Source organism: Pantoea sp. Mb-10 (genome assembly GCF_021272205.1).
Lineage (GTDB): Bacteria > Pseudomonadota > Gammaproteobacteria > Enterobacterales > Enterobacteriaceae > Pantoea.
Genome location: NZ_JAJSDX010000002.1, coordinates 49,885 through 71,681, shown reverse-complemented (window position 1 = coordinate 71,681; position 21,797 = coordinate 49,885). Strand labels below are relative to the sequence as shown.

Here is a 21,797-nt window from a genome sequence, read left to right as displayed (position 1 = left end):
CCCGGTGGGCGCTGCGATATAACATTTATTCGAGGCCAAGCTTAATCAGCGCCTGTTCGGCGGCAGCTTGCTCGGCTTTACGCCGGCTGGAGCCTACGCCCACTACCGGTTCGGCCATACCACTCACCTGACAGTGAATAGTAAATTCCTGATCGTGGGCTTCGCCACGGACCTGCACCACCAGATAAGAGGGCAGCGGCAGGTGACGCCCTTGCAGATACTCCTGCAGACGCGTCTTCGGATCTTTTTGTTTGTCGCCGGGGCTTATCTGCTCCAGGCGATTTTGATACCAGTCGAGAATCAGTTTCTCAACCGTTTGAATATTGCTGTCGAGGAAAATACCGCCAATCAGCGCTTCCACGGTGTCGGCGAGAATAGACTCACGGCGGAATCCCCCGCTTTTCAGCTCGCCTGGACCAAGGCGTAAGCATTCGCCCAGCTCAAATTCACGCGCCATCTCAGCCAGCGTATTGCCGCGCACCAGCGTGGCGCGCATGCGGCTCATGTCGCCCTCGTCCACGCGCGGGAAGCGGTGATAGAGCGCATTGGCGATCACGTAGCTGAGGATTGAATCGCCAAGAAATTCGAGACGCTCGTTGTGTTTACTGCTGGCGCTACGGTGCGTCAGTGCCTGCTGCAGTAATTCCGGATGAGTAAAAGTGTAGCCCAGTTTGCGCTGAAGCTTGTTAATGAGGATGGGGTTCATGCGATTCCAGTTGTTCTGTGCGTCTGTGACTCTGCATACGAAACAGGGCTGAAGATCCAACACGTTCTGTTTCGTTTGCAGTGGCCCCCAAAGGGGGCCAACCGTATTTATTGTCAGTGAATGCCGCCAATGCGACTCAGGCGTACGCCCGTAGGCCACTGACCTTCTTGTTTCTCAAAGCTCATCCAGATGGCGACGGCTTTTCCGACCAGATTTTTCTCTGGTACAAAGCCCCAATAACGGCTGTCAGCGCTGTTATCACGGTTATCGCCCATCATGAAGTATTGCCCCTGCGGTACAACCCACGTGGATTGCGGCTGACCCGGCTGCTGATAATACATGTTCGCCTGACTCTGCGCTTCGTTAACCAGCAATATATTGTGTGTCACATCGCCCAGCGTCTCTTTACGGGTGCCCAAGCGCAACCCGCCGCGCATGGTCTCACCCTGCGGTACCTGGAAGAAACCGTTGCCGGTCTCGTTGCCATCAAAGCCGCTAAAGGTCTGAATAAAGTCGCTGGGTTCAATATGGGTATAGGTTACCGGCAGCGCGGAGTCGCACTTGCCGGTGCCGCAGCCCGGATTGATGGTCAGCGTTTTGCTGGCCGGATCAAACACCACTTTGTCCCCCGGCAGACCGATCACACGCTTGATGTAATCAACGCTGGGATCTTTCGGGTATTTGAACACCGCCACGTCACCGCGCTGCGGGTGGCCCGTGGGGATAAGCGTGGTTTGCGTAATGGGATCTTTGAGCCCGTAAGCAAACTTCTCTACCAGGATAAAGTCGCCGATAAGCAGCGTCGGCATCATCGAGCCAGACGGAATCTGGAAGGGCTCAAAAATGAACGAGCGTACAATCAATACCACCGCCAGCACCGGGAACACCGACGCGGTGGTTTCTACCCAGCCCGGCTGCGCCGCCACTTTGGCCAGCGTTTTGTCATCCAGCGTGTGGCCGGTCTGCGCCTGCGCAGCGGCTTGTTTAGCCCGACGCGCAGGTGCCCATTTAAAGCGATCAATGCACCAAATAACCCCGGTTACCAACGTGGCAATCACCAGGATCAGCGCGAACATGTTAGCCATTAAAGTTCCTTATTTGCTGTCTTTACCGACATGCAGAATGGCAAGGAATGCTTCCTGCGGCAGCTCAACGTTGCCGACCTGCTTCATTCGCTTCTTACCGTCCTTCTGCTTCTGCAACAGTTTTTTCTTACGGCTGACGTCACCGCCATAGCATTTCGCCAGGACGTTTTTACGCAGCTGTTTTACCGTTGAGCGAGCGATAATGTGGTTGCCGATTGCCGCCTGAATCGCAATATCAAACTGCTGACGCGGGATCAGATCTTTCATCTTCTCCACCAGCTCGCGGCCACGATATTGAGAGTTATCTCGGTGGGTAATCAGCGCCAGCGCGTCCACACGTTCTGAGTTAATCATCACGTCGACGCGCACCATGTCAGAGGCCTGGAAGCGTTTAAAGTTATAATCCAATGAGGCATAGCCGCGCGATGTTGACTTCAGACGGTCGAAGAAGTCGAGTACCACTTCTGCCATCGGGATGTCATACGTCAGTGCAACCTGGTTGCCGTGGTACACCATATTGGTCTGCACGCCGCGCTTTTCGATACACAGCGTAATCACGTTGCCAAGGAACTCCTGCGGCAGCAGCATATGGCACTCTGCGATAGGCTCTCGCAGTTCTTCAATATTATTCAGCGGCGGCAGCTTGGACGGGCTGTCCACGTACACGATCTCACCGCTGGTGGTTTCCACTTCATACACCACGGTCGGGGCGGTGGTGATCAGGTCGAGATCGTACTCACGCTCCAGACGCTCCTGAATGATCTCCATGTGCAGCAGGCCCAGGAAGCCACAGCGGAAACCAAAGCCCAGCGCGGTTGAGCTCTCTGGCTCATAGAACAGCGACGCATCGTTCAGGCTGAGTTTACCCAGCGCATCACGGAACGCTTCGTAATCATCAGAGCTGATAGGGAAGAGGCCGGCATACACCTGCGGCTTCACTTTTTTGAAGCCTGGCAGGGCTTTATCCGCCGGATTGCGCTGCAGCGTCAGGGTATCGCCCACGGGCGCCCCGAGGATGTCTTTGATGGCGCAAACCAGCCAGCCAACTTCACCGCACTTGAGCTCGGTGCGATCAACCTGTTTTGGCGTGAAGATACCGAGGCGATCGGCGTTATACACCTGGCCGGTGCTCATCACTTTGACTTTGTCACCTTTGCGCAGCGTACCGTTCTTAATACGGATCAGGGAGACCACGCCCAGATAGTTATCAAACCAGGAGTCGATGATCAGCGCTTGTAATGGACCTTCCGGATCGCCTTCCGGCGGGGGAATATCGCGCACCAAACGCTCAAGCACATCCGGTACGCCGACGCCGGTTTTAGCCGAGCAGCGCACCGCGTCCGCCGCATCAATACCGACGATATCTTCAATCTCTTCTGCCACGCGCTCAGGATCGGCAGCAGGTAAATCGATTTTGTTTAAAACCGGTACCACTTCCAGATCCATTTCCATCGCGGTGTAGCAGTTTGCCAGGGTCTGAGCTTCAACGCCCTGCCCCGCATCCACCACCAGCAATGCCCCTTCACAGGCCGCCAATGAGCGTGACACTTCATAGGAGAAGTCAACGTGACCGGGAGTATCGATAAAATTGAGCTGGTAAGTTTCACCGTCAGGGGCGTGATAATCGAGCGTCACGCTCTGCGCTTTGATGGTGATGCCGCGTTCGCGTTCCAGATCCATTGAATCAAGAACCTGCGCCGCCATCTCACGATCGCTGAGGCCACCACAAATCTGAATCAACCGGTCAGAGAGCGTTGATTTACCGTGGTCAATGTGAGCGATAATAGAGAAATTTCGTATGTGCTTCATTTATAAGAATATCTTCACGTAAAAAATCAGTGGGAAACGTGAGCACAGACACATTCAGGAAAGTGAGCTTTACCCGGAACCCTGTCAGCCTCATTAATGACGACGCATATTACACTGTTAACGCCGCGCGTTAAAGAATGGAACTGTCGGGAATCGCAACAGATTTCAGCCGTCAGGCTAAACGAGAAAAGCCGCACCAGGCGCGGCTTCAGCAGGAGATCAGGCGTCGTTTTCCACGCGCAACGCGTCTGGCGGTAAGGCCACGCTTAAAATAACCGGCTGGAAGGCTTCACGATCGCCGAACAGGCTGGAGACGCCCTTCGCCACAATGAAGCCGCCGATGCCGCCCAGCAGCGCGCCACACGCGGCAGCCAAATCGCTGTGAAACAGCATTTGAAACAGGCCAGCGACCAGAAACAGGCCGAACAGCGGCGTCATGTAGACCAGCAGCGCCGATCCCAGCAGACTGCTTTCGCGGATCCCCAGTTCAATGCGCTGGCCCGGTTGCAGCGGCTGCGGGCTGGCGATAGTCATAACATGGGCATTTTTAGGCCCGAGCTGGTTCAACGCGTGGCTGCCGCAGCCTTTTCGCGCTGAGCAGCTATTGCAGGATGTTTTGGCTTCGGAGTGCAGCGTCGCAACGCCCTCATGCCATGCCACCACGGTGGCCCACTCTCTCATCATTTTTGTGCACCTGAATTAATACTGTCTGCGATACGTTTGGCCGTGGCGGGGGGTAACTCGCCCACCACGGTGATTTCACGATTATCGCGTACTTCGGTTTGCACCGTGCGGCGTCCCGTGCGCAATGTTTGCGGTGCACTGCTTTTGTCGGCTGCGGTGACGTTAATAGCAAAGCTGAACAAACCGTCACTGTAAAGGCGGGACTCCACGGTTTTGTTCATAGCAGGCATATCGCGGCGACTTTGCGAGATCAAATTCATGCCCACGGGCAACCAACCTGGCTGCCAGCTCAGCGAAACCTTATCGCCCACCGGCAATGAGAGCGTTGGCGGCAGATTGGCTTTTTCCAATCCTTGCATCAGATTACGCACGCCTTCGTCCACGGCGAAACTGATCACGCGGAATTGCTCAAGCGTTTCGCCATCGCGATCGAGCAGATCCATGCGCAGCGGTAATTTGGTATCGACGTCCAACCAGACCACGTAGCCGTAGCGCGTCCCGTCGCGTGAAACGATGCGCACCACTTCACACATCTGGTCGGCAATGCGTGAGCGCCCCACCGGAATAAAGTCATACGCACTTTCAAGGCGGGAGAAGTCGGCAAACATCAGCGCCGGCAGCCCATCGATGATGTGATTGCCAGGCAGCGAAAAAGGATCGAGGCCGGGTTCAAAATAGCTGATATCGCTTCCACGCTGAATGACTTCACGCCGGGGACCGTCCATTTGCAACAACTGGGCAAAAATGCGGTTATCAATCACAGCATGGCGATAGCGGAGGGATTCAATGCCCAAGCGAGAAACATTGATGTAAGCGAATTCGTAATTGAGGTTCTGACTTGCCTGCTCCATCTGCTGCAACAACGCCCCGGACGCAGTGGTCTGCGCCGGGGCGATGGAGGACCAAAACAGGCTGCCTGCCAGCAGGCTAATGGCACACCAAAACGGCTTCATTACTGCTGTTGCGTTCCTAACGACTGGTTTCCAGGGACATTGGCCTGAGCCTGCTGAGGATCATTCTTCTCAAACTGCACCTGATCGGCATGCAGACGACGCTGCAGCTCGTAGTCTTGCAGCATGGCATTCACGCGTCTGCGCTGCTCCTGCACCTGCTGATTCGAACTGTTGGTGTCGAAAGCGTCCGACGGCACACCCAAACTCACCGGTGAGGCTTTGCCCATCATCGGAAGGGTATTAAACGCGGGTGCGTCAGAGGTTTCCGTTGCGCTACTGGTGGAGCCATTGTAGTGCTGTACGCCCACGATCACCGCCAGCGATACACACGCGGCCACGCCAATCTGCGCCAGCTGCGCCGTCCAGGCACCGCCACGGCGCCAGAAAGGCATTTTCTGCCAGCGAGAAGGTTCGGGCTGTGCTTCAGGAATCAACGTTGCCACGCTGCGCTGCGGCTCGTTTTCGAGCGCCGCTGCAACACGCGCGGAGATATCAAAATGCAGCACTTCACCGGTGTCACCTCGTAAGGCGTCACGGATCAGATGGTAGCTTTCCCAGCTTTTTTGCAGTTCCTTGTCCTTGGATAACGTGCCAACCAGCTCGTTATCAAAAGTTTCACCATCCATAAAAGCGGAAAGTTTTTCTTTCTGCATGCTTTGGTACCCTTCCAGTAGCCGTTATCACTGACGTTGGATAAGCGGTTGAACTTTGTTATCGATAGCTTCTCGGGCGCGGAAAATACGCGAACGTACCGTGCCGACCGGGCAATCCATGATGGCGGCGATTTCTTCGTAACTCAAACCATCCAGCTCACGCAGCGTGATGGCCATACGCAGATCTTCAGGCAGCGCCTCAATTGTTCTGAAAACAATTTGTTTCAGTTCGTCTGACAACATTAAGTTCTCAGGGTTCGAAATTTCTTTTAGCGCACCCGCACTTTCGAAGTTTTCTGCGTCAATCGCATCCACATCGCTGGAGGGTGGACGACGCCCCTGCGCCACTAAGTAGTTTTTCGCCGTATTGACCGCAATGCGGTAGAGCCACGTATAAAAAGCGCTGTCGCCACGGAACGATTCCAGTGCGCGATAGGCTTTAATAAAAGATTCCTGAACTACATCAGGGACATCGCCGGAGGGTACATAGCGTGAAACCAGGCTCGCCACTTTATGCTGGTATCGAATAACCAGTAAATTGAATGACTTCTGATCTCCTTTTTGCACCCGCTCAACGAGAACCTGATCCGTTAACTGCTCGCTCATCCGAGGTAATGTCTCCCCAAATCTCTTGTATGCGTAAGTGAACTGCCAGCACATCTCATGGTTGTGAGCAAGCATGCGCTTAGAGTCATAGGTTGGCCTAAAGTTCATTACGACCAAATGTTTTACGTATCGGCTGCGCGACAACTTGGTTGTTGGTCATCGTAAGTGTAGCCGCGCGGCGCGGATAATCGCTGGCAGAGTACCCTATGGCACTGCCTTTTTCATCTATATTCCCTGAAACATCAAGTTATAGGCGCTAAAACCTCGCCCGCGCGCTTTCACGCCATACGCGTTACGCAACGAAATGTGCGTGTCCCGGCATCGAGACACGCCTGCATGTTTAAAATACTTCACAAAAAACATTCTCAGGCTTATTCTCTGGCTATCCTAGTTTAGTAAATTAAACAAAATGACCTCACTCCCCGATTATCATTGCGATGTTCTGGTGATTGGCAGCGGCGCCGCAGGCCTGTCACTCGCGCTGCGGCTTGCGCCCCATTTTCAGGTCACCGTGCTGAGCAAAGCGCAGGTCAATGAAGGCGCCACGCTGTATGCCCAAGGCGGCATCGCTGCGGTATTTGATGAACGGGACAGTATCGCCTCCCATGTGGAAGATACGCTGGATGCGGGTGCGGGCCTGTGTGACCGTGACACCGTGAATTTTATCGCCAGCAATGCGCGCCACTGCGTGCAGTGGCTGATTGAAAACGGCGTCGCGTTCGATCGTGAAACACCCTCTGACGGCGAAGCGCGCTACCACCTCACGCGCGAGGGCGGCCACAGCCACCGCCGTATCCTGCACAGCGCCGATGCCACCGGACGGGCGGTGGAAACCACCCTGGTCACTAAAGCCATGAACCACCCGAATATCCGCATCATTGAGCGCGCCAATGCGGTGGATCTCATCCTCTCTGACAAAATCGGCTTGCCCGGCGAGCGGCGCGTGGTCGGCGCGTGGATCTGGAACCGTAATCGCGAACACGTTGAAACCTGTCGCGCACGTGCGGTGGTGCTGGCGACCGGCGGTGCCGCGAAAGTCTATCAGTACACCACCAACCCGGACGTGGCGTCCGGCGATGGCATCGCTATGGCCTGGCGAGCGGGCTGCCGCGTCGCCAATCTGGAGTTTAACCAGTTTCACCCCACTTGCCTTTTCCATCCGCAGGCGCAAACCTTTTTGCTGAGCGAGGCCCTGCGCGGTGAAGGCGCCCACCTGTTACGTCCCGACGGCACCCGCTTTATGCCCGACTTTGATGCCCGCGCCGAGCTGGCCCCGCGCGACATTGTGGCGCGCGCCATCGATCACGAAATGAAGCGATTGGGCGTGGACTGCCTGTATCTGGATATCAGCCACCAGCCCGCCGATTTCGTGCGCGCGCACTTCCCAACGATCTACGAAAAGCTGCTGACGTTTGGCTTCGACCTGACGAAACAACCCATTCCGATTGTGCCTGCCGCCCATTACACCTGCGGCGGGGTGCAGGTGGATCGGCAGGGAAGAACGGATGTCGCAGGACTGTATGCAATAGGCGAAGTGAGTTGTACCGGTCTGCATGGCGCTAACCGTATGGCGTCTAACTCCTTGCTTGAGTGCCTGGTGTATGGATGGGCCGCGGCCGAGGACATTCTGCGCCACCTTCCGGAGGTTACCGCGCCGGATGTCCTGCCAGCCTGGGACGAGAGCCGCGTTGATGACGCCGACGAGCGCGTGGTCATTCAACATAACTGGCACGAACTTCGTCTGTGTATGTGGGACTACATGGGCATTGTGCGCACCACCAAAAGGTTGAATCGTGCGCTGCGGCGCATCACGCTGTTGCAGCAGGAAATTGAGGAGTATTACGCCCATTTCCGACTGTCAAACCCTCTGCTGGAACTGCGTAACCTGGTGCAAGTTGCCGAGCTGATGGTGCGCTGCGCCCTGGCGCGCAAAGAGAGCCGCGGCCTGCATTTTACCCGCGACTATCCCGACAGGCTGCCGGAGGCGCAGCCGACGGTGCTGCAACCGGATACCTATCGGAAAAGATAAAAGTCCTTCACCAGGCTTAACCAATCGGCCGAGTAACTTTTATCTTCATCGCGAATGGCGAGACGTTCGAACAGCGTCTCCTCGGCGGTAGGCGAAAGCCCCAACACCAGGCGATTAGGTGGACGATGCGCATAAGGTGCCACGTCAACGCGAAAGCGCAGGTGCCAACCGTCCTCTCGCGCTTTCTGCAACAGCGCCTCGCCCGCGTCCACGGGCAATATCGCGCAGAACAGACCGTCCTCTTCAATTAACTGTGCGGCACCACGCAATAGCGCGGCGTGATCCAGCGTCGCAGTACTGCGCGCAGCGTCGCGCTCAGCGCTGCGTGATGCCATTCCCGGCACAAAAAAAGGCGGGTTACTGACAATCAGCGAATAGCGCTTTTCGCACTGCGCGCTCCAGCGAACAAAATCCTGATGATGCACGGCGATGCGCCTCGGCCACGGCGATGCCGCGATGTTCTCTTGCGCCTGTTCGGCGGCGCTGGCTTCCAGCTCGACGGCATCGATAGTCACGCTGTCGGGTGTACGCTGCGCCAGCATCAGCGCAATCAATCCGCTGCCGCACCCCACGTCGAGGATGCGTTCCACACCTGCCACGGGCGCCCATGCGCCCAGTAACACGCCATCGGTGCCGACTTTCATCGCACAGCGATCGTGTGCCACAAAAAATTGCTTAAACGTAAACCCGTCTTTTCTCAGCGTTGACCGCGCTGGCGGCTGATCCTGATGCATATCTCACTACCATTGAATTTCTCTCTGTCAAAAGTGTAACGTGGGCGTGCGTTGAATTCATCCGTCCTGACGCGACACAAACAGATGAAGATTCTATTTGTTCTGTCTATAATCAGCGCCCCAAACTGAGGTAGACCATGACCGTAACCACATTCTCCGAACTCGAACTCGACGAAAGCCTGCTGCAAGCACTGCAGGAAAAAGGCTTTACGCGCCCTACTGCCATCCAGGCTGAGACCATTCCTGCCGCGCTGGAAGGCCGTGACGTTCTGGGTTCGGCTCCCACCGGAACGGGGAAAACCGCCGCGTTTTTGCTGCCAGCTTTGCAGCATCTGCTCGATTTCCCACGCAAAAAATCCGGCCCGCCACGTATTTTGATCTTAACGCCCACGCGCGAGCTGGCGATGCAGGTTGCCGATCAGGCGCGTGAGCTGGCCAAGCACACACACCTTGATATCGCCACCATCACCGGCGGCGTGGCGTATATGAACCATGCTGAAGTCTTCAGCGAAAATCAGGACATCGTGGTCGCCACCACCGGTCGTCTGCTGCAATACATCAAAGAAGAGAACTTCGACTGCCGCGCCGTCGAAACCTTAATTCTTGATGAAGCCGACCGCATGCTGGATATGGGCTTCGCGCAGGATATCGAAACCATCGCGGGCGAAACCCGCTGGCGTAAACAGACCCTGCTGTTTTCCGCCACGCTGGAAGGCGAGAACATCAAAAGCTTCGCTGAGCGTCTGCTGAACGAGCCCGTTGCCATTGAGGCCGATCCCAGCAAGAGCGAGCGCAAGAAAATTCAGCAGTGGTACTACCGCGCTGACAACCTCGAACACAAAACCAAGCTGCTGGTGCATCTGCTAAAGCAGCCCGAAGCGAAGCGCGTCGTGGTGTTTGTGCGTAAGCGCGAGCGTCTTCATGAGCTGGTGACCTGGATGCACGAAGCGGGTATTCGCAGCAGCTATCTGGAAGGCGACATGGTGCAGGCCAACCGCAATGAGGCCATCAAGCGCATCAACGACGGTCGCGTCAACGTGCTGGTAGCCACCGACGTGGCCGCACGCGGCATCGATATTGACGATGTGACTCACGTCATTAACTTCGATATGCCCCGCACCGCAGACACGTACCTGCACCGCATTGGCCGCACCGCGCGTGCTGGCCGTAAAGGGATCGCCATTTCGCTGGTTGAAGCCCATGATCATGTGCTGCTGGGCAAAATTGCGCGCTACATCAACGAACCGTTGAAACCGCGCATCATTGAAGAGCTGCGCCCGGAAACGCGTGCGCCGAGCGCCAAAGTGACGGGAAAACCGTCGAAAAAGGCTCTCGCCAAGCGTAAAGAGAGCAAAGCGAAGGAAGAGGAAAAACCGCGGGTGAAGAAGCGCCATCGCGACACCAAAAATGTCGGTAAGCGCCGCAAACCAAGCGGTAGCACCGCGCCAGAGTCCGGTGCAGAATAAAACAGCATCCGCTCACCTAATCGCCTCTTCTGAGGCGATTTTTTTTGCCTTTTCATCATGAAAAGCGCGTGAACGAACGCATTACGGGCTGACACGGTGATTTTTGGCCGTTTTCAACGCGCTGCGGTTATCCGTGCGCATAAACAGGCCGTTCTACGCTGCGCAGCTTTTATTCAACCGCGCAGTTACAGGCTTTCGGTAAAAGTCCGGGTGATCACATCCCGCTGCTGCTCAGGCGTGAGCGCGTTAAAGCGCACCGCGTAACCCGAGACGCGAATCGTCAACTGAGGGTACTTTTCCGGGTGCTGGATGGCATCCTCGAGGGTTTCACGTCTCAGCACATTGACATTAAGATGCTGACCGCCCTCAACGCGCGCGCCGGGTGTGATCTCCAGGGGAAGCGTGCGATAGGTTATCTCACCCAGCTGGCGGAGCGCCACAACCTGATCCGCGCTGAACTCCCCTTTTGCACACAGGCAGCGAGCCTCTTCGCTTTCCTCATCCAGTAACCAGAACGAGTGCAGCAGCGCAGGGTTGCTGCTTTGAGTAATTTGAATGCCGGTAATCATGAAAACCTCCTGAAGCGATGCGCGGCGCGAAAGGGGCCGCAAGGCACGTAACATCTACGCGCTTCCGGTATAGCATCGTGGGTAGATGCATGCGTTGACCTGCATCAATCAGAGGGTTATGCCGGCGATGACGGAGGCGTTCTAACGGCCCTGCCCTATTTTCCCTTCTGCTCTGCGGGGCGAACCGTTAAGCTACGTGCACCAAAACAGAGGGGGGAAACCATGGCTGAAACGCTCACCTGGCATGACGTGCTGGCAGAAGAGAAAGAGAAACCTTACTTCAAGGAAACGTTACATGCGGTAGCCGAGGCGCGCGCGGCGGGCATTACGGTCTATCCGCCACAGAAAGATGTGTTTAACGCGTTTCGCCTGACAGAATTAGGGGAGATCAAGGTGGTGATTCTCGGCCAGGATCCCTATCACGGCCCAAACCAGGCTCACGGACTGGCCTTCTCAGTGCTGCCTGGCGTGGCCATCCCGCCGTCGTTGCTGAATATGTATAAGGAGCTGGAACAGGATATCCCCGGCTTCACGCGCCCGCAGCACGGTTTTCTGGAAAGCTGGGCCAAACAAGGGGTGCTGCTGCTGAACACCGTGCTCACCGTTGAAGCGGGCAAAGCCCATTCCCATGCGCGCCTCGGCTGGGAAACCTTCACGGACAATGTGATTAGCGCCATTAATACGCACCGTGAAGGCGTGATTTTCCTGCTGTGGGGCTCTCATGCGCAAAAAAAAGGCAGCATCATTGATGCGAAGCGCCATCATGTACTGAAAGCGCCGCACCCGTCGCCGCTTTCTGCGCATCGGGGCTTTTTTGGCTGTAAGCATTTTTCGCAGGCGAACGCCCTACTGACGCAGGCGGGTCAACGCCCCATCGACTGGACGCCGGTCTTGCCCTAAAACAACAACGGCCGCACAGGGCGGCCGTTGTTGATGTATTCACAGGCGTTTAGCCTTTGGCTTTGGTCACAGCAACCATGGCGGGACGCAACAGACGCCCGTTAAGGGTGTAGCCGCGCTGCATCACCATCAATACGTGGTTAGGGGCCATTTCGTCAGACTCAATCATCGACATGGCCTGGTGCACATCCGGATTGAAAGGCACATGGGTTTCACCGACCACTTCAACGCCGAACTTACGTACCGCGCCCAGCAGGGATTTCAGCGTCAGCTCAATGCCTTCAACCATGGAGGCGAGCTCTGCGTTCTCTTTGTCTGCCACTTCAAGCGCGCGCTCCAGGCTATCGATGACCGGAAGCAATTCGTTGGCAAATTTTTCCAGCGCAAATTTGTGCGCTTTCTCAACGTCCATTTCGGCGCGACGGCGGATATTTTCGATCTCAGCCTGAGCACGCAGCTGTGCTTCGCGCACGCCGGTTTGCGACTGGGCTAATTCAGCTTCAAGCTGTGCGATACGCTCATCACGCGGATCCACCTCCGATGTTGTCTCGGCGTCCTCGTGCTGCTGCGCTTGCTGCTGTTCCATCTCTTCAGAGACTTGCTCATTTGGGGTGTTCTGTTCTTTACTACTCATGAATTTCTCCGCGTTTTGCACATTCATCTCGCTGGTTGGCTTATTATGGGGATCAGTTTGACGGTTTCAAGTGAACCCATCACATTGCCTGGCCGTTTTGGCTTACGAGGAACGCCCGCTAAATGAATACACATTTTAATTGCATTGGGATTGTTGGCCACCCGCGTCATCCCACGGCACTGACCACGCACGAAATGCTTTGGCGCTGGCTGACCGGCAAAGGTTATCGGGTGATTGTCGAACAGCAAATCGCGCGGGAGCTGAATCTTAAGGATGTCGAAACCGGCACGCTTGCCGACATCGGACAGCGTGCGGATCTCGCCGTTGTTGTCGGAGGCGATGGCAATATGCTCGGCGCGGCGCGCGTGCTGGCGCGCTATGACATCAAGGTGATTGGCATTAACCGCGGCAATTTGGGCTTTTTGACCGATCTCGATCCTGATAATGCCCAGCAGCAGCTGGATGATGTCCTGCAGGGCGACTATTTCGTGGAAAGCCGTTTTTTACTGGAGGCGCAGGTCTGTAAAGATGCCTGCTCCCCGCGCATTGGCAGCGCGATCAATGAAGTGGTGCTGCACCCCGGTAAAGTGGCTCACATGATTGAATTTGAGGTGTATATCGATGAGGTGTTCGCGTTTTCACAGCGCTCTGACGGCCTGATTATCTCTACGCCAACCGGTTCAACCGCCTATTCGCTCTCTGCGGGCGGCCCCATTCTCACGCCGTCACTGGAGGCGATTACGCTGGTGCCGATGTTCCCGCATACGCTCTCAGCCCGCCCGCTGGTGATCAATAGCAGCAGCACCATCCGTTTGCGTTTCTCTTCGCTGCGCAGCGATCTTGAAATCAGCTGTGACAGCCAGATTGCGTTACCCATTCAGGAGGGAGAAGAGGTGTTGATTCGTCGTAGTAGCCATCACCTTAATCTGATCCACCCTAAAAATTATAACTATTTTAATACCTTAAGCTCAAAACTCGGCTGGTCAAAAAAATTGTTTTGAAAACCCCGCTTCGCCACTTTACTGGATAAAAAACCAGTTTATACTGTATGAAAAACCATATCTGTTTTTACATACAGGTGACTTATGCTGGCACAACTGACCATCAGTAACTTTGCTATCGTCCGTGAACTCGAGATCGACTTCCAACGGGGTATGACCGCGATCACGGGCGAAACCGGCGCGGGAAAATCCATTGCCATCGATGCGCTGGGCCTGTGCCTTGGCGGTCGTGCCGAAGCAGATATGGTGCGTCAGGGGGCTAACCGCGCCGATCTTTGCGCCCGGTTCCAGCTTAAATCCTCCCCTTCCGCCCAGCGCTGGCTGGTAGAAAATCAACTTGATGACGGCAATGAGTGCCTGCTGCGCCGCGTGGTGAGCGCCGACGGCCGCTCACGTGGTTTCATTAACGGCACCTCGGTGCCGCTGTCGCAGTTGCGCGAGTTGGGCCAACTGCTGATTCAAATTCACGGCCAGCATGCGCATCAGCTGCTGCTGAAGCCCGATCACCAGAAGCACCTGCTCGACGCCTATGCCGCGCACGATGACCTGCTCAGCGACATGCGTCAGCGTTACCAACGCTGGCACCAGAGCTGCCGCGCGCTGGCGCAGCACCAGCAGCTCTCTCAGGAACGCGAAGCGCGTCGTGAGCTGCTGCAGTACCAGCTGAAAGAACTCAATGAATTTGCCCCGCAGGCGGGCGAATTTGAACAGATTGATGAAGAGTACAAGCGCCTTGCCAACAGCGGCCAACTGCTCTCTACCAGTCAGCAAGCGCTGCAGATGCTGGCCGACAGCGACGACACCAATCTGCAGAGCTTGCTTTACAGCGCGCGCAACCTGCTGGGAGAGCTGGCCTCGCTCGATGACAAAGTCAGCGGCATCGCATCCATGCTGGAAGACGCCGCGATTCAACTGAGCGAGGCCAGCGATGAGCTGCGTCACTACTGCGAGCGTCTCGATCTCGATCCCAATCGCCTGTATGAACTTGAGCAGCGCCTGTCACGGCAAATCTCGCTGGCGCGCAAGCACCATGTGGCGCCTGAAGCGCTGCCCGCCCTGCACCAGCAGCTGTTGGATGAAGCCGAGCAGCTTAACCAGCAAGAGAGCGATCAAGAGAGCCTGCAAGCTGACGTCACCACGCACTACAACGCCGCCGTTGCCAGTGCGGAACAGCTGCACCAGCGCCGTGAACGCGCAGCGCAGGAGTTAACCCAGCTGATCACCGAAAGCATGCGCACGCTGGCAATGCCGCACGGCCAGTTCGCCATTGTGTTGGATTTCAACGCGGATCAGCTTACGGCGGAAGGCGCAACGCGCATCGATTTCCGCGTGACCACCAACCCCGGTCAACCGTTGCAGCCGCTGGGCAAAGTGGCGTCGGGCGGTGAGCTCTCGCGTATTGCTTTGGCGATTCAGGTCATCACCGCGCAGAAAATGGAAACGCCGGCGATGATTTTCGATGAAGTGGATGTGGGCATCAGCGGCCCGACCGCCGCCGTGGTGGGCAAGATGCTGCGCCAGCTGGGCGAATCCACGCAGGTGATGTGCGTTACCCACCTGCCGCAGGTGGCAGGCTGTGGGCATCATCACTTCTTTGTGAGCAAAGAGACAGACGGCGCCATGACGGAAACCCACATGCAGCCGCTTGATAAGCGGGCGCGCCTGCAAGAACTTGCTCGCCTGCTTGGCGGCAGCGAGGTGACGCGCAATACGCTGGCGAACGCCAAGGAACTTTTAGCGGCGTAACATCGCACTTTTTTCCGGCTTGGTGGTCATATGCTTGCTCTGTAGAGGTTCCCAACGAGGAAAAGGTTTATTATCATCGGCGTTCAGTTTTACCTGAAGTCTTGAAAACAGCCAGGCGCAGCGTGTCCGTTTCGATGCTCATGTGCCCGAAAATCAGAGACGATACGCAGTGTGCTGAGCTTGATGAGGCCAGGAAACGTGGCCACGTAATAAACCTGCCGTAACAGAGTTCAGAATTTGATGGCAATAAAACAGCCTGCTAAAGGTGTTTGGCCCAAAAAAGGAATGTATAGATGCGCTGTAAAATGCTGACTGCCGCGGCAGTGGTAATATTGATGACGACCGCCGGATGCTCAACGTTGGAACGTGTTGTATATCGTCCGGATATCAACCAGGGTAACTACCTGGTCGCCAACGATGTGTCAAAAATTCATACCGGCATGACACAGCAGCAGGTTGCCTACACGCTCGGTACACCGATGATGCACGATCCGTTTGGCAGCAACGTATGGTATTACGTTTTCCGCCAGGAGCCAGGGCATGAGCGCGTGAAACAGCAGACATTGACGCTGACCTTCGATGCTAACGGCACGCTGGTCAACATTGATAACAAGCCCGCCCTGACCGGCAACCAAAACTGAGTTTGATGCAAAAAAGGCGCCTGAGGCGCCTTTTTCATGGTCTGCGTTTACGCTTTTTTTTCCGCTGATCGCTCGGCGCGCTGCCGTCGTAGCTCTTTCGGATCGGCAATCAGAGGGCGATAAATCTCTACGCGATCGCCCTCCTGCACCACATCACCCAGCTTGACCGGTCGGCTATAAATGCCCACCTTGTTGACTGCCAGATCGATGTCCTTGCGCAGCGAGAGCACGCCGGATGCCTCAATCGCCTGCTGCACCGTGGCGCCCTCTTCCAACGTCACCGGATGAAGGTATTGCTTCTCCGGCAGCGCATAGACGACTTCAACGTGGACTTTAGCCACGGTAGACCTCTTTTGCCCGCTGGCTGAACGCCTGAACCATGCTGTTAGCCAGCTCTTTAAACACGCGACCAAACGCCATTTCGACCAGCATATTGGTAAATTCAAAGTCGAGGCTCAGCTCCACTTTGCAGGCATCGTCACCCAGCGAGGTAAACTGCCAGCCACCGGTCAGCTTGCGAAATGGTCCATCAACCAGCTGCATATGAATGCTCTGATTATCGGTCAAGGTATTGCGCGTAGTGAAGGTTTTACTGATGCCTGCTTTAGAGACATCTACCGCCGCCGTCATTTGGTTTCCGCTGTTATCCAACACGCGACTGCCGGTGCAGCCCGGAAGAAATTCAGGATAAGCATCCACGTCATTCACGAGCCGGTACATCTGCTCGGCGCTATAGGGGACCAACGCCGAACGGCTAATCTGGGCCATAATGGTTCCTGTTCATCAAAAAACCGTTCAATAATAGCATTTTTGGCCCGCAAACAAAAATTCACGGTGTTGCCAGCTGTGCTAAAATAGGCTGTTTTTATCGCCCCGCAGGACAGCGGATGCGCCCACAGACAGAGTGATGTAGACTACGCCGCACTATGACGAAGAAAAAAGCCCACAAACCCGGTTCAGCCACGATTGCCCTCAATAAACGCGCACGCCACGAATACTTCATTGAAGAAGAGTTTGAAGCGGGGCTGTCGTTACAAGGATGGGAAGTCAAATCTCTCCGCGCCGGCAAAGCCAACATCAGTGACAGCTATATCTTACTGCGTGACGGCGAAGCTTACCTGTTTGGCGCGACCTTTCAGCCGCTCGCTGTCGCCTCCACCCACGTGGTGTGCGACCCAACGCGCAACCGTAAACTGCTCTTGAATCAGCGCGAGCTGGATTCGCTTTACGGGCGCGTGAACCGCGAAGGCTACACCATTATCGCACTCTCCATTTATTGGAAGAACGCCTGGGCCAAACTCAAAATTGGCGTGGCGCGCGGTAAGAAAGAGCACGACAAGCGCGCAGACATCAAAGATCGCGAATGGCAGATGGATAAAGCGCGTATTATGAAGAATTCCAAGCGTTAAGCACTGGATTCTCAGCTGATTTTTAGCTAGTATTAGAAGTCTTGGGGCTGATTCTGGACTCGACGGGATTCGCGAAACCCAAGGTGCATGCCGAGGTGCGGTTGGCCTCGTAAAAAAGCCGCAAAAAAATAGTCGCAAACGACGAAAACTACGCACCTGCTGCAATCGCAGCTTAATCAGCCTAAGAAACTGAAGGTGTCCTCTCTCCCTAGCCTCCGCTCTTAGGACGGGGATCAAGAGAGGTCAAACCCAAAAGAGATCGCGTGGATGCCTAGCCTGGGGCTGAAGCGTTAAATCCAATCAGGCTAGTCTGTCAGTGGCGTGTCTGTCCGCAGCTGCCAGGCGAATGTAAAGACCGACTAAGCATGTAGTGCCGAGGATGTAGGAATTTCGGACGCGGGTTCAACTCCCGCCAGCTCCACCAAAATTCTCCATCGGTGATTACCAGAGTCATCCGATGAAGTCCTAAGAGCCCGCACGGCGCAAGCCCTGCGGGCTTTTTTGTGCCCTCAATTTGTCCCGCGAAGTCCGAAGAGAACTAATTAAATCCGAACCTTTTAGGCACCTTGTTAGGCACCTCATAAAGCTATATTGTTTTGAGGTGCCTAAAACTATGGAAATCTGGCAATGGCAAGACAAACCAAACCTCTCTCCGTTAAGGAAATCGAATCTGCCAAACCCAAGGAAGCGGACTATGTGCTCTATGATGGCGATGGCCTTGAGCTACTGATCAAATCCAGCGGGAGTAAAATCTGGCAATTTCGCTACATTCGCCCCGTGACCAAGAAGTGAGCGAAAAAGAGCATTGGCCCCTACCCGTCAGTTACGCTTGCCGATGCTCGAAGCTATCGGGCAGAATCCCGTTCTCTCCTTGTGAAACAAATCGATCCCCAGGAACATCAGCAAGAACAACTGCGTAGTTTGCTTGAAGCCAAAACTAATACTTTCCAACTCGTGGCAGAACGTTGGTGGAATGTGAAGAAAGCCAGCGTGACCGAGGACTATGCAGCGGACATTTGGCGATCTCTGGAAAGAGATGTTTTTCCTGCGATTGGTGACGTCAGCGTTACAGATATCAAAGCTCATATGCTGGTTCAGGCCGTGCAACCGGTACAGGCCAGAGGTGCACTGGAAACTGTTCGTCGCCTTTGCCAACGCATCAATGAGGTCATGATCTATGCCCAAAACACGGGCCTGATTGATGCTGTTCCCAGTGTCAATATTGGCAAGGCATTCGAGAAGCCGCAGAAGAAAAACATGCCCAGTATTCGTCCGGATCAGCTGCCTCAGTTAATGCAGACGATGCGAACGGCCAGCATTAGCCTTTCCACACGCTGCCTGTTCATGTGGCAACTTCTTACCATAACCCGCCCTGCCGAAGCGGCAGAGGCTCGTTGGGAAGAGATAGACATGGATTCGCGAGAGTGGAAGATCCCTGCATCACGTATGAAAATGAACCGTGACCATACCGTCCCATTGTCAGATGAAGCAATTGCTGTATTAGAGATGATGAAACCGTTAAGTGGCAACCGGGAATTCATTTTTCCAAGTCGTTTGAAGCCCACTCAGCCAATGAACAGCCAAACGGTAAATGCTTCGCTTAAGAGGGTGGGGTTCGGCGGTATCCTCGTGTCACATGGTCTGCGATCTATCGCAAGCACTGCTCTTAATGAGCAAGGCTTTCCACCCGATGTGATTGAGGCTGCGCTTGCCCATGTTGACAAGAATGAAGTACGTCGAGCCTATAACCGAAGCGATTACCTTGAGCAGCGCCGCCCGATGATGAAGTGGTGGGCTGATTTTGTAATGGCTGCGGATCGTGGAAATATGCTTGGAGATGGTATTCGAGGTATAAGGCTTGTCGGATGACATAGTTAAAAGCGCCAGCCATAGGTGCTTTATCTGTATTAGCTCAGACTTGACCTGACAGTTTTATTTGGCAGCAGACTATCAAATCTGACAGTCTGCTTTTAGCGAAAAACGGACCTTCAAATCCGAACCAGTTCAATTGATTAACCTTGGCTGTCAGTCAAGCCATCGTTAACATGAATCCGATCGAAAATTCCTTATCGTATTTTTACAAATACGCAGTGGCAAGAAAGACAGATTCTGGCTCATGACAAGTAGAGTGGTTCATTTGTATAAAGAGACTTCGCCTTCAGGACGCGTTTTGAACCTGCGATGCATCCACAGGTATTGCTCAGGGGCACGGAGAATTTCACGCTCGATGATCTTGTTCATATAAGCCGCTGCGGCGATCTTGTCTTCCCCTGGATAGCCTGACAACGGATTGCTGATATACATGTGATAACCTTTTTTATCGCTACGTCGAATCATGCTAAGTGTGATCAAGTGTGCACCAGCGAGTTTTGACAGAGCATACGTTCCGTTCGTCGTGGCTGCTTTTTTTACCGAGAAAAAAGGTGCAAAAACGCTTCCTTTAGACCCATAATCCTGGTCTGGTGCAAACCAAACGGCTTCACCTGCTTTTAGCGCATGAACAAAACCTGATAAATTACGTCGATTAATCATAGCCTTATTTGAACGCATACGCCCTTTTGTCTGTACCCATTCCATCAATGGATCATTGTGTGGGCGATATGTTGCCATCATAGGATGGCATAACCCCATAACTCTTCCACACAACTCAAGGGACATAAAATGAATCCCGACAACCATTACTCCTCTCGTCGCACCGGTCAGGTTTTCAAGCCCTTCGACATCAAACCATTTTTTGACTCTCGCATCGCTCCAGAACCAGGCCATTCCTGTTTCCATCAGTCCCAGCCCGAGAGAAACAAAGTTTTTATTGACCATCTGGCTCCGGGCAAACGGTGTCATCTCGGGAAAGCACAGTTCGATATTTCTAATCGCAATCCGTTCCCGGCGTTTCAGAAAGGGTCTGGATATTTTTCCAAGGCCAGAGCCCAGAGTATGTAAAAACGGGTAAGGAAGTTGAACGAGAAGCCACAGCAGACCCAAACCAGACCAGGTAAGCCAGTGGCGAGGATGAAGTAAATTATGAGTAAAAGTCTGTGCCATAAATTTCCTTAATGCTAATGAAGGTTATAACGCAAAAGGAAAACAATGAGGCAATTCGTCTTTAGCGATACATTTTGTTTTAGATAATTTAAATCCATCTAAATTCAGGAAAAAATATTTTCCAATGACTGGTGAATAATTTAAAGAGCCAGGGGTGAATTGTAAGCCAGCAAATTTATTCTGTTATAAATCCATGGTTTTATCATTGATACTCAAGGAATTGTCTTCTTGATTCATCATCATCAAGGTACTCAAAAGAAAGAAGCCGAATTTTGGTAAGTTTATAAAACCACTCACAATCGTTTCGTTGAATAATTTCGCCTGGTTTGAAACATATCCCGGATGCCACCCGAATAATCGCATATTTACCATTACTAAACCTGACCCGGTGAATACAGAAAGGTTGGCCAGGCTGTCCGTGACAGCTGTTCGACATGATATGCCCTTCAATAAAAACAGATTTTTTAGATTTCATTATCATACCCTCGACAACAGCAGTACAGGAGGAATGTTGTCATTTTCCGACATCACTGACGTTAAGTGGCAGAAGTTGATCAGCCGCCGATACACCAGCATTCTGAAGGTCTGAACAACAGTCGGCAGGCAAGGCACTCAAGAACCGCATCTTTTCTTAGTTTACCTGCTTTCTGATCGGCTCTGTGTGCACATACCGAGCAGGCAACATGAACCGGTCTTTCTTTAAAATACCTGAGCCTATTTGTATAAGGCATAAATAATTCCCTGAGGAATACAGTAATTATTATACGCTTTAATATAAAAATAACTGGCATAAGTTATGTTAAGTTGTGTCTGAATCAGGATATCAGATATTGAAAATTGAACGTCTTATTTATGATACACTACCCTTCCGTGAGAAATTTAAGATGAAATCAGAAGACACCCTTGACTGGTATCCGGCACAACTACCGCCTGTGAAAATTATTCTTGGCGAAGCCGTGCTGGCTGTGGGTAAACAGGGCCGACCGATTAATACCCGCACCTTGCTGGAATACCTTCAGGTCATGCAGGACAAACAAAAAAGGCGGGATGACAAAATCGCCATGCAGACTGCGATTGATGTTCTCAGGGATAATCAGCGCATTAACGGCAGACGTTAATGCACCTCCGGG

General features: G+C 54.0%; 23 protein-coding genes, 1 other RNA gene and 1 pseudogene. 10 read left to right on the top strand and 15 right to left on the bottom strand.

Annotated elements, in window-relative coordinates; genetic code table 11:
- Nucleotides 1–25: 25 nt before the first annotated feature.
- From rnc to rpoE, 7 genes are all read right to left on the bottom strand, one after another.
- Nucleotides 26–706, bottom strand: a complete 681-nt coding sequence (rnc, locus tag LU196_RS03660; RefSeq protein ID WP_021506523.1) for a ribonuclease III — start codon at nucleotides 704–706, stop codon at nucleotides 26–28.
- Nucleotides 707–819: 113 nt separating this feature from the next.
- The gene (gene lepB, locus LU196_RS03655) at nucleotides 820–1,791 is read right to left on the bottom strand and encodes a signal peptidase I (RefSeq protein WP_232760898.1); all 972 of its coding nucleotides are present in this window, start codon (nucleotides 1,789–1,791) and stop codon (nucleotides 820–822) included.
- Between the two features lie 9 nt (nucleotides 1,792–1,800).
- The gene (gene lepA / locus LU196_RS03650; protein ID WP_232760900.1) at nucleotides 1,801–3,600 is read right to left on the bottom strand and encodes a translation elongation factor 4; all 1,800 of its coding nucleotides are present in this window, start codon (nucleotides 3,598–3,600) and stop codon (nucleotides 1,801–1,803) included.
- A 219-nt stretch (nucleotides 3,601–3,819) separates the two neighbouring features.
- Nucleotides 3,820–4,284 carry a SoxR-reducing system protein RseC gene (gene rseC / locus LU196_RS03645; RefSeq protein ID WP_232760901.1) on the bottom strand — a complete coding sequence of 155 codons (465 nt, stop codon included), beginning with the start codon at nucleotides 4,282–4,284 and terminating at the stop codon, nucleotides 3,820–3,822.
- Nucleotides 4,281–5,237, bottom strand: coding sequence for a sigma-E factor regulatory protein RseB (rseB, locus tag LU196_RS03640; RefSeq protein WP_232760903.1), 957 nt, complete (start codon nucleotides 5,235–5,237; stop codon nucleotides 4,281–4,283). The genes rseC and rseB overlap by 4 nt, the downstream gene beginning before the upstream one ends.
- Complete coding sequence (gene rseA / locus LU196_RS03635) at nucleotides 5,237–5,890, bottom strand: anti-sigma-E factor RseA (protein ID WP_232760904.1); 654 nt, start codon at nucleotides 5,888–5,890, stop codon at nucleotides 5,237–5,239. The genes rseB and rseA overlap by 1 nt, the downstream gene beginning before the upstream one ends.
- 27 nt (nucleotides 5,891–5,917) lie before the next feature.
- The gene (gene rpoE / locus LU196_RS03630; protein WP_010617748.1) at nucleotides 5,918–6,496 is read right to left on the bottom strand and encodes an RNA polymerase sigma factor RpoE; all 579 of its coding nucleotides are present in this window, start codon (nucleotides 6,494–6,496) and stop codon (nucleotides 5,918–5,920) included.
- 409 nt (nucleotides 6,497–6,905) lie between these two features.
- Here rpoE and nadB point away from each other — a divergent pair, with 409 nt between their 5' ends.
- Nucleotides 6,906–8,525 (top strand): L-aspartate oxidase, encoded by a 1,620-nt coding sequence (gene nadB / locus LU196_RS03625; RefSeq protein WP_232760905.1) that lies wholly within the window; start codon nucleotides 6,906–6,908, stop codon nucleotides 8,523–8,525.
- On the opposite strand, the gene LU196_RS03620 is transcribed toward nadB, so the two are convergent.
- On the bottom strand, nucleotides 8,510–9,259 hold the full coding sequence (locus LU196_RS03620) for a tRNA(1)(Val) (adenine(37)-N(6))-methyltransferase TrmN (protein WP_232760906.1): 750 nt from the start codon (nucleotides 9,257–9,259) through the stop codon (nucleotides 8,510–8,512). The genes nadB and LU196_RS03620 overlap by 16 nt on opposite strands.
- Before the next feature lie 137 nt (nucleotides 9,260–9,396).
- Between LU196_RS03620 and srmB the strand changes: the two genes are divergently transcribed.
- Nucleotides 9,397–10,725 carry an ATP-dependent RNA helicase SrmB gene (gene srmB / locus LU196_RS03615; protein ID WP_232760908.1) on the top strand — a complete coding sequence of 443 codons (1,329 nt, stop codon included), beginning with the start codon at nucleotides 9,397–9,399 and terminating at the stop codon, nucleotides 10,723–10,725.
- 185 nt (nucleotides 10,726–10,910) lie between these two features.
- On the opposite strand, the gene grcA is transcribed toward srmB, so the two are convergent.
- On the bottom strand, nucleotides 10,911–11,294 hold the full coding sequence (gene grcA / locus LU196_RS03610) for an autonomous glycyl radical cofactor GrcA (protein ID WP_232760909.1): 384 nt from the start codon (nucleotides 11,292–11,294) through the stop codon (nucleotides 10,911–10,913).
- Nucleotides 11,295–11,516: 222 nt separating this feature from the next.
- Here grcA and ung point away from each other — a divergent pair, with 222 nt between their 5' ends.
- Complete coding sequence (gene ung / locus LU196_RS03605) at nucleotides 11,517–12,194, top strand: uracil-DNA glycosylase (RefSeq protein WP_232760911.1); 678 nt, start codon at nucleotides 11,517–11,519, stop codon at nucleotides 12,192–12,194.
- Nucleotides 12,195–12,243: 49 nt separating this feature from the next.
- Here ung and grpE read toward each other — a convergent pair whose 3' ends face one another.
- Nucleotides 12,244–12,828, bottom strand: coding sequence for a nucleotide exchange factor GrpE (grpE, locus tag LU196_RS03600; RefSeq protein WP_232760913.1), 585 nt, complete (start codon nucleotides 12,826–12,828; stop codon nucleotides 12,244–12,246).
- A 122-nt stretch (nucleotides 12,829–12,950) separates the two neighbouring features.
- Here grpE and nadK point away from each other — a divergent pair, with 122 nt between their 5' ends.
- The 3 genes from nadK to bamE all read left to right on the top strand — a co-directional run bounded on the left by nadK (nucleotide 12,951) and on the right by bamE (nucleotide 16,216).
- Nucleotides 12,951–13,829 carry an NAD(+) kinase gene (nadK, locus tag LU196_RS03595; RefSeq protein ID WP_232760914.1) on the top strand — a complete coding sequence of 293 codons (879 nt, stop codon included), beginning with the start codon at nucleotides 12,951–12,953 and terminating at the stop codon, nucleotides 13,827–13,829.
- Nucleotides 13,830–13,913: 84 nt separating this feature from the next.
- Nucleotides 13,914–15,575, top strand: coding sequence for a DNA repair protein RecN (gene recN / locus LU196_RS03590; protein ID WP_232760915.1), 1,662 nt, complete (start codon nucleotides 13,914–13,916; stop codon nucleotides 15,573–15,575).
- 293 nt (nucleotides 15,576–15,868) lie between these two features.
- Nucleotides 15,869–16,216, top strand: coding sequence for an outer membrane protein assembly factor BamE (gene bamE / locus LU196_RS03585; protein WP_232760916.1), 348 nt, complete (start codon nucleotides 15,869–15,871; stop codon nucleotides 16,214–16,216).
- Nucleotides 16,217–16,263: 47 nt separating this feature from the next.
- On the opposite strand, the gene LU196_RS03580 is transcribed toward bamE, so the two are convergent.
- Nucleotides 16,264–16,557: an RnfH family protein gene (locus LU196_RS03580; RefSeq protein WP_232760917.1), complete on the bottom strand. Its 294-nt coding sequence runs from the start codon at nucleotides 16,555–16,557 to the stop codon at nucleotides 16,264–16,266.
- Nucleotides 16,550–16,984 carry a type II toxin-antitoxin system RatA family toxin gene (locus LU196_RS03575; RefSeq protein ID WP_232760919.1) on the bottom strand — a complete coding sequence of 145 codons (435 nt, stop codon included), beginning with the start codon at nucleotides 16,982–16,984 and terminating at the stop codon, nucleotides 16,550–16,552. The genes LU196_RS03580 and LU196_RS03575 overlap by 8 nt, the downstream gene beginning before the upstream one ends.
- A gap of 158 nt (nucleotides 16,985–17,142) precedes the next feature.
- Here LU196_RS03575 and smpB point away from each other — a divergent pair, with 158 nt between their 5' ends.
- The 3 genes and pseudogenes from smpB to LU196_RS03560 all read left to right on the top strand — a co-directional run bounded on the left by smpB (nucleotide 17,143) and on the right by LU196_RS03560 (nucleotide 19,494).
- Nucleotides 17,143–17,625 carry an SsrA-binding protein SmpB gene (gene smpB, locus LU196_RS03570; protein WP_232760921.1) on the top strand — a complete coding sequence of 161 codons (483 nt, stop codon included), beginning with the start codon at nucleotides 17,143–17,145 and terminating at the stop codon, nucleotides 17,623–17,625.
- Nucleotides 17,626–17,668: 43 nt separating this feature from the next.
- Nucleotides 17,669–18,049: a transfer-messenger RNA gene (gene ssrA / locus LU196_RS03565) on the top strand.
- Between the two features lie 203 nt (nucleotides 18,050–18,252).
- Nucleotides 18,253–19,494 (top strand): annotated as a pseudogene (locus tag LU196_RS03560) (integrase domain-containing protein).
- Between the two features lie 264 nt (nucleotides 19,495–19,758).
- Here the strand turns inward: LU196_RS03560 and lpxP are convergent.
- The 3 genes from lpxP to LU196_RS20375 all read right to left on the bottom strand — a co-directional run bounded on the left by lpxP (nucleotide 19,759) and on the right by LU196_RS20375 (nucleotide 21,398).
- Nucleotides 19,759–20,667: a kdo(2)-lipid IV(A) palmitoleoyltransferase gene (lpxP, locus tag LU196_RS03555; protein ID WP_232760922.1), complete on the bottom strand. Its 909-nt coding sequence runs from the start codon at nucleotides 20,665–20,667 to the stop codon at nucleotides 19,759–19,761.
- A 202-nt stretch (nucleotides 20,668–20,869) separates the two neighbouring features.
- The gene (locus LU196_RS03550; RefSeq protein WP_016247220.1) at nucleotides 20,870–21,142 is read right to left on the bottom strand and encodes a hypothetical protein; all 273 of its coding nucleotides are present in this window, start codon (nucleotides 21,140–21,142) and stop codon (nucleotides 20,870–20,872) included.
- 79 nt (nucleotides 21,143–21,221) lie between these two features.
- On the bottom strand, nucleotides 21,222–21,398 hold the full coding sequence (locus LU196_RS20375) for a YnfU family zinc-binding protein (RefSeq protein ID WP_370640959.1): 177 nt from the start codon (nucleotides 21,396–21,398) through the stop codon (nucleotides 21,222–21,224).
- 153 nt (nucleotides 21,399–21,551) lie between these two features.
- On the opposite strand from LU196_RS20375, the gene LU196_RS03545 reads away from it, so the two are divergent.
- Complete coding sequence (locus tag LU196_RS03545) at nucleotides 21,552–21,785, top strand: hypothetical protein (protein ID WP_004132711.1); 234 nt, start codon at nucleotides 21,552–21,554, stop codon at nucleotides 21,783–21,785.
- Nucleotides 21,786–21,797 lie beyond the last annotated feature (12 nt).

Bases quoted from the DNA above. Each gene is read 5' to 3' on its own strand.
- rnc (WP_021506523.1), bottom strand. From the start codon at position 706: ATGAACCCCATCCTCATTAACAAGCTTCAGCGCAAACTGGGCTACACT.
- lepB (WP_232760898.1), bottom strand. From the start codon at position 1,791: ATGGCTAACATGTTCGCGCTGATCCTGGTGATTGCCACGTTGGTAACC.
- lepA (WP_232760900.1), bottom strand. From the start codon at position 3,600: ATGAAGCACATACGAAATTTCTCTATTATCGCTCACATTGACCACGGT.
- rseC (WP_232760901.1), bottom strand. From the start codon at position 4,284: ATGATGAGAGAGTGGGCCACCGTGGTGGCATGGCATGAGGGCGTTGCG.
- rseB (WP_232760903.1), bottom strand. From the start codon at position 5,237: ATGAAGCCGTTTTGGTGTGCCATTAGCCTGCTGGCAGGCAGCCTGTTT.
- rseA (WP_232760904.1), bottom strand. From the start codon at position 5,890: ATGCAGAAAGAAAAACTTTCCGCTTTTATGGATGGTGAAACTTTTGAT.
- rpoE (WP_010617748.1), bottom strand. From the start codon at position 6,496: ATGAGCGAGCAGTTAACGGATCAGGTTCTCGTTGAGCGGGTGCAAAAA.
- nadB (WP_232760905.1), top strand. From the start codon at position 6,906: ATGACCTCACTCCCCGATTATCATTGCGATGTTCTGGTGATTGGCAGC.
- LU196_RS03620 (WP_232760906.1), bottom strand. From the start codon at position 9,259: ATGCATCAGGATCAGCCGCCAGCGCGGTCAACGCTGAGAAAAGACGGG.
- srmB (WP_232760908.1), top strand. From the start codon at position 9,397: ATGACCGTAACCACATTCTCCGAACTCGAACTCGACGAAAGCCTGCTG.
- grcA (WP_232760909.1), bottom strand. From the start codon at position 11,294: ATGATTACCGGCATTCAAATTACTCAAAGCAGCAACCCTGCGCTGCTG.
- ung (WP_232760911.1), top strand. From the start codon at position 11,517: ATGGCTGAAACGCTCACCTGGCATGACGTGCTGGCAGAAGAGAAAGAG.
- grpE (WP_232760913.1), bottom strand. From the start codon at position 12,828: ATGAGTAGTAAAGAACAGAACACCCCAAATGAGCAAGTCTCTGAAGAG.
- nadK (WP_232760914.1), top strand. From the start codon at position 12,951: ATGAATACACATTTTAATTGCATTGGGATTGTTGGCCACCCGCGTCAT.
- recN (WP_232760915.1), top strand. From the start codon at position 13,914: ATGCTGGCACAACTGACCATCAGTAACTTTGCTATCGTCCGTGAACTC.
- bamE (WP_232760916.1), top strand. From the start codon at position 15,869: ATGCGCTGTAAAATGCTGACTGCCGCGGCAGTGGTAATATTGATGACG.
- LU196_RS03575 (WP_232760919.1), bottom strand. From the start codon at position 16,984: ATGGCCCAGATTAGCCGTTCGGCGTTGGTCCCCTATAGCGCCGAGCAG.
- smpB (WP_232760921.1), top strand. From the start codon at position 17,143: ATGACGAAGAAAAAAGCCCACAAACCCGGTTCAGCCACGATTGCCCTC.
- lpxP (WP_232760922.1), bottom strand. From the start codon at position 20,667: ATGGCACAGACTTTTACTCATAATTTACTTCATCCTCGCCACTGGCTT.
- LU196_RS03550 (WP_016247220.1), bottom strand. From the start codon at position 21,142: ATGAAATCTAAAAAATCTGTTTTTATTGAAGGGCATATCATGTCGAAC.
- LU196_RS20375 (WP_370640959.1), bottom strand. From the start codon at position 21,398: ATGCCTTATACAAATAGGCTCAGGTATTTTAAAGAAAGACCGGTTCAT.
- LU196_RS03545 (WP_004132711.1), top strand. From the start codon at position 21,552: ATGAAATCAGAAGACACCCTTGACTGGTATCCGGCACAACTACCGCCT.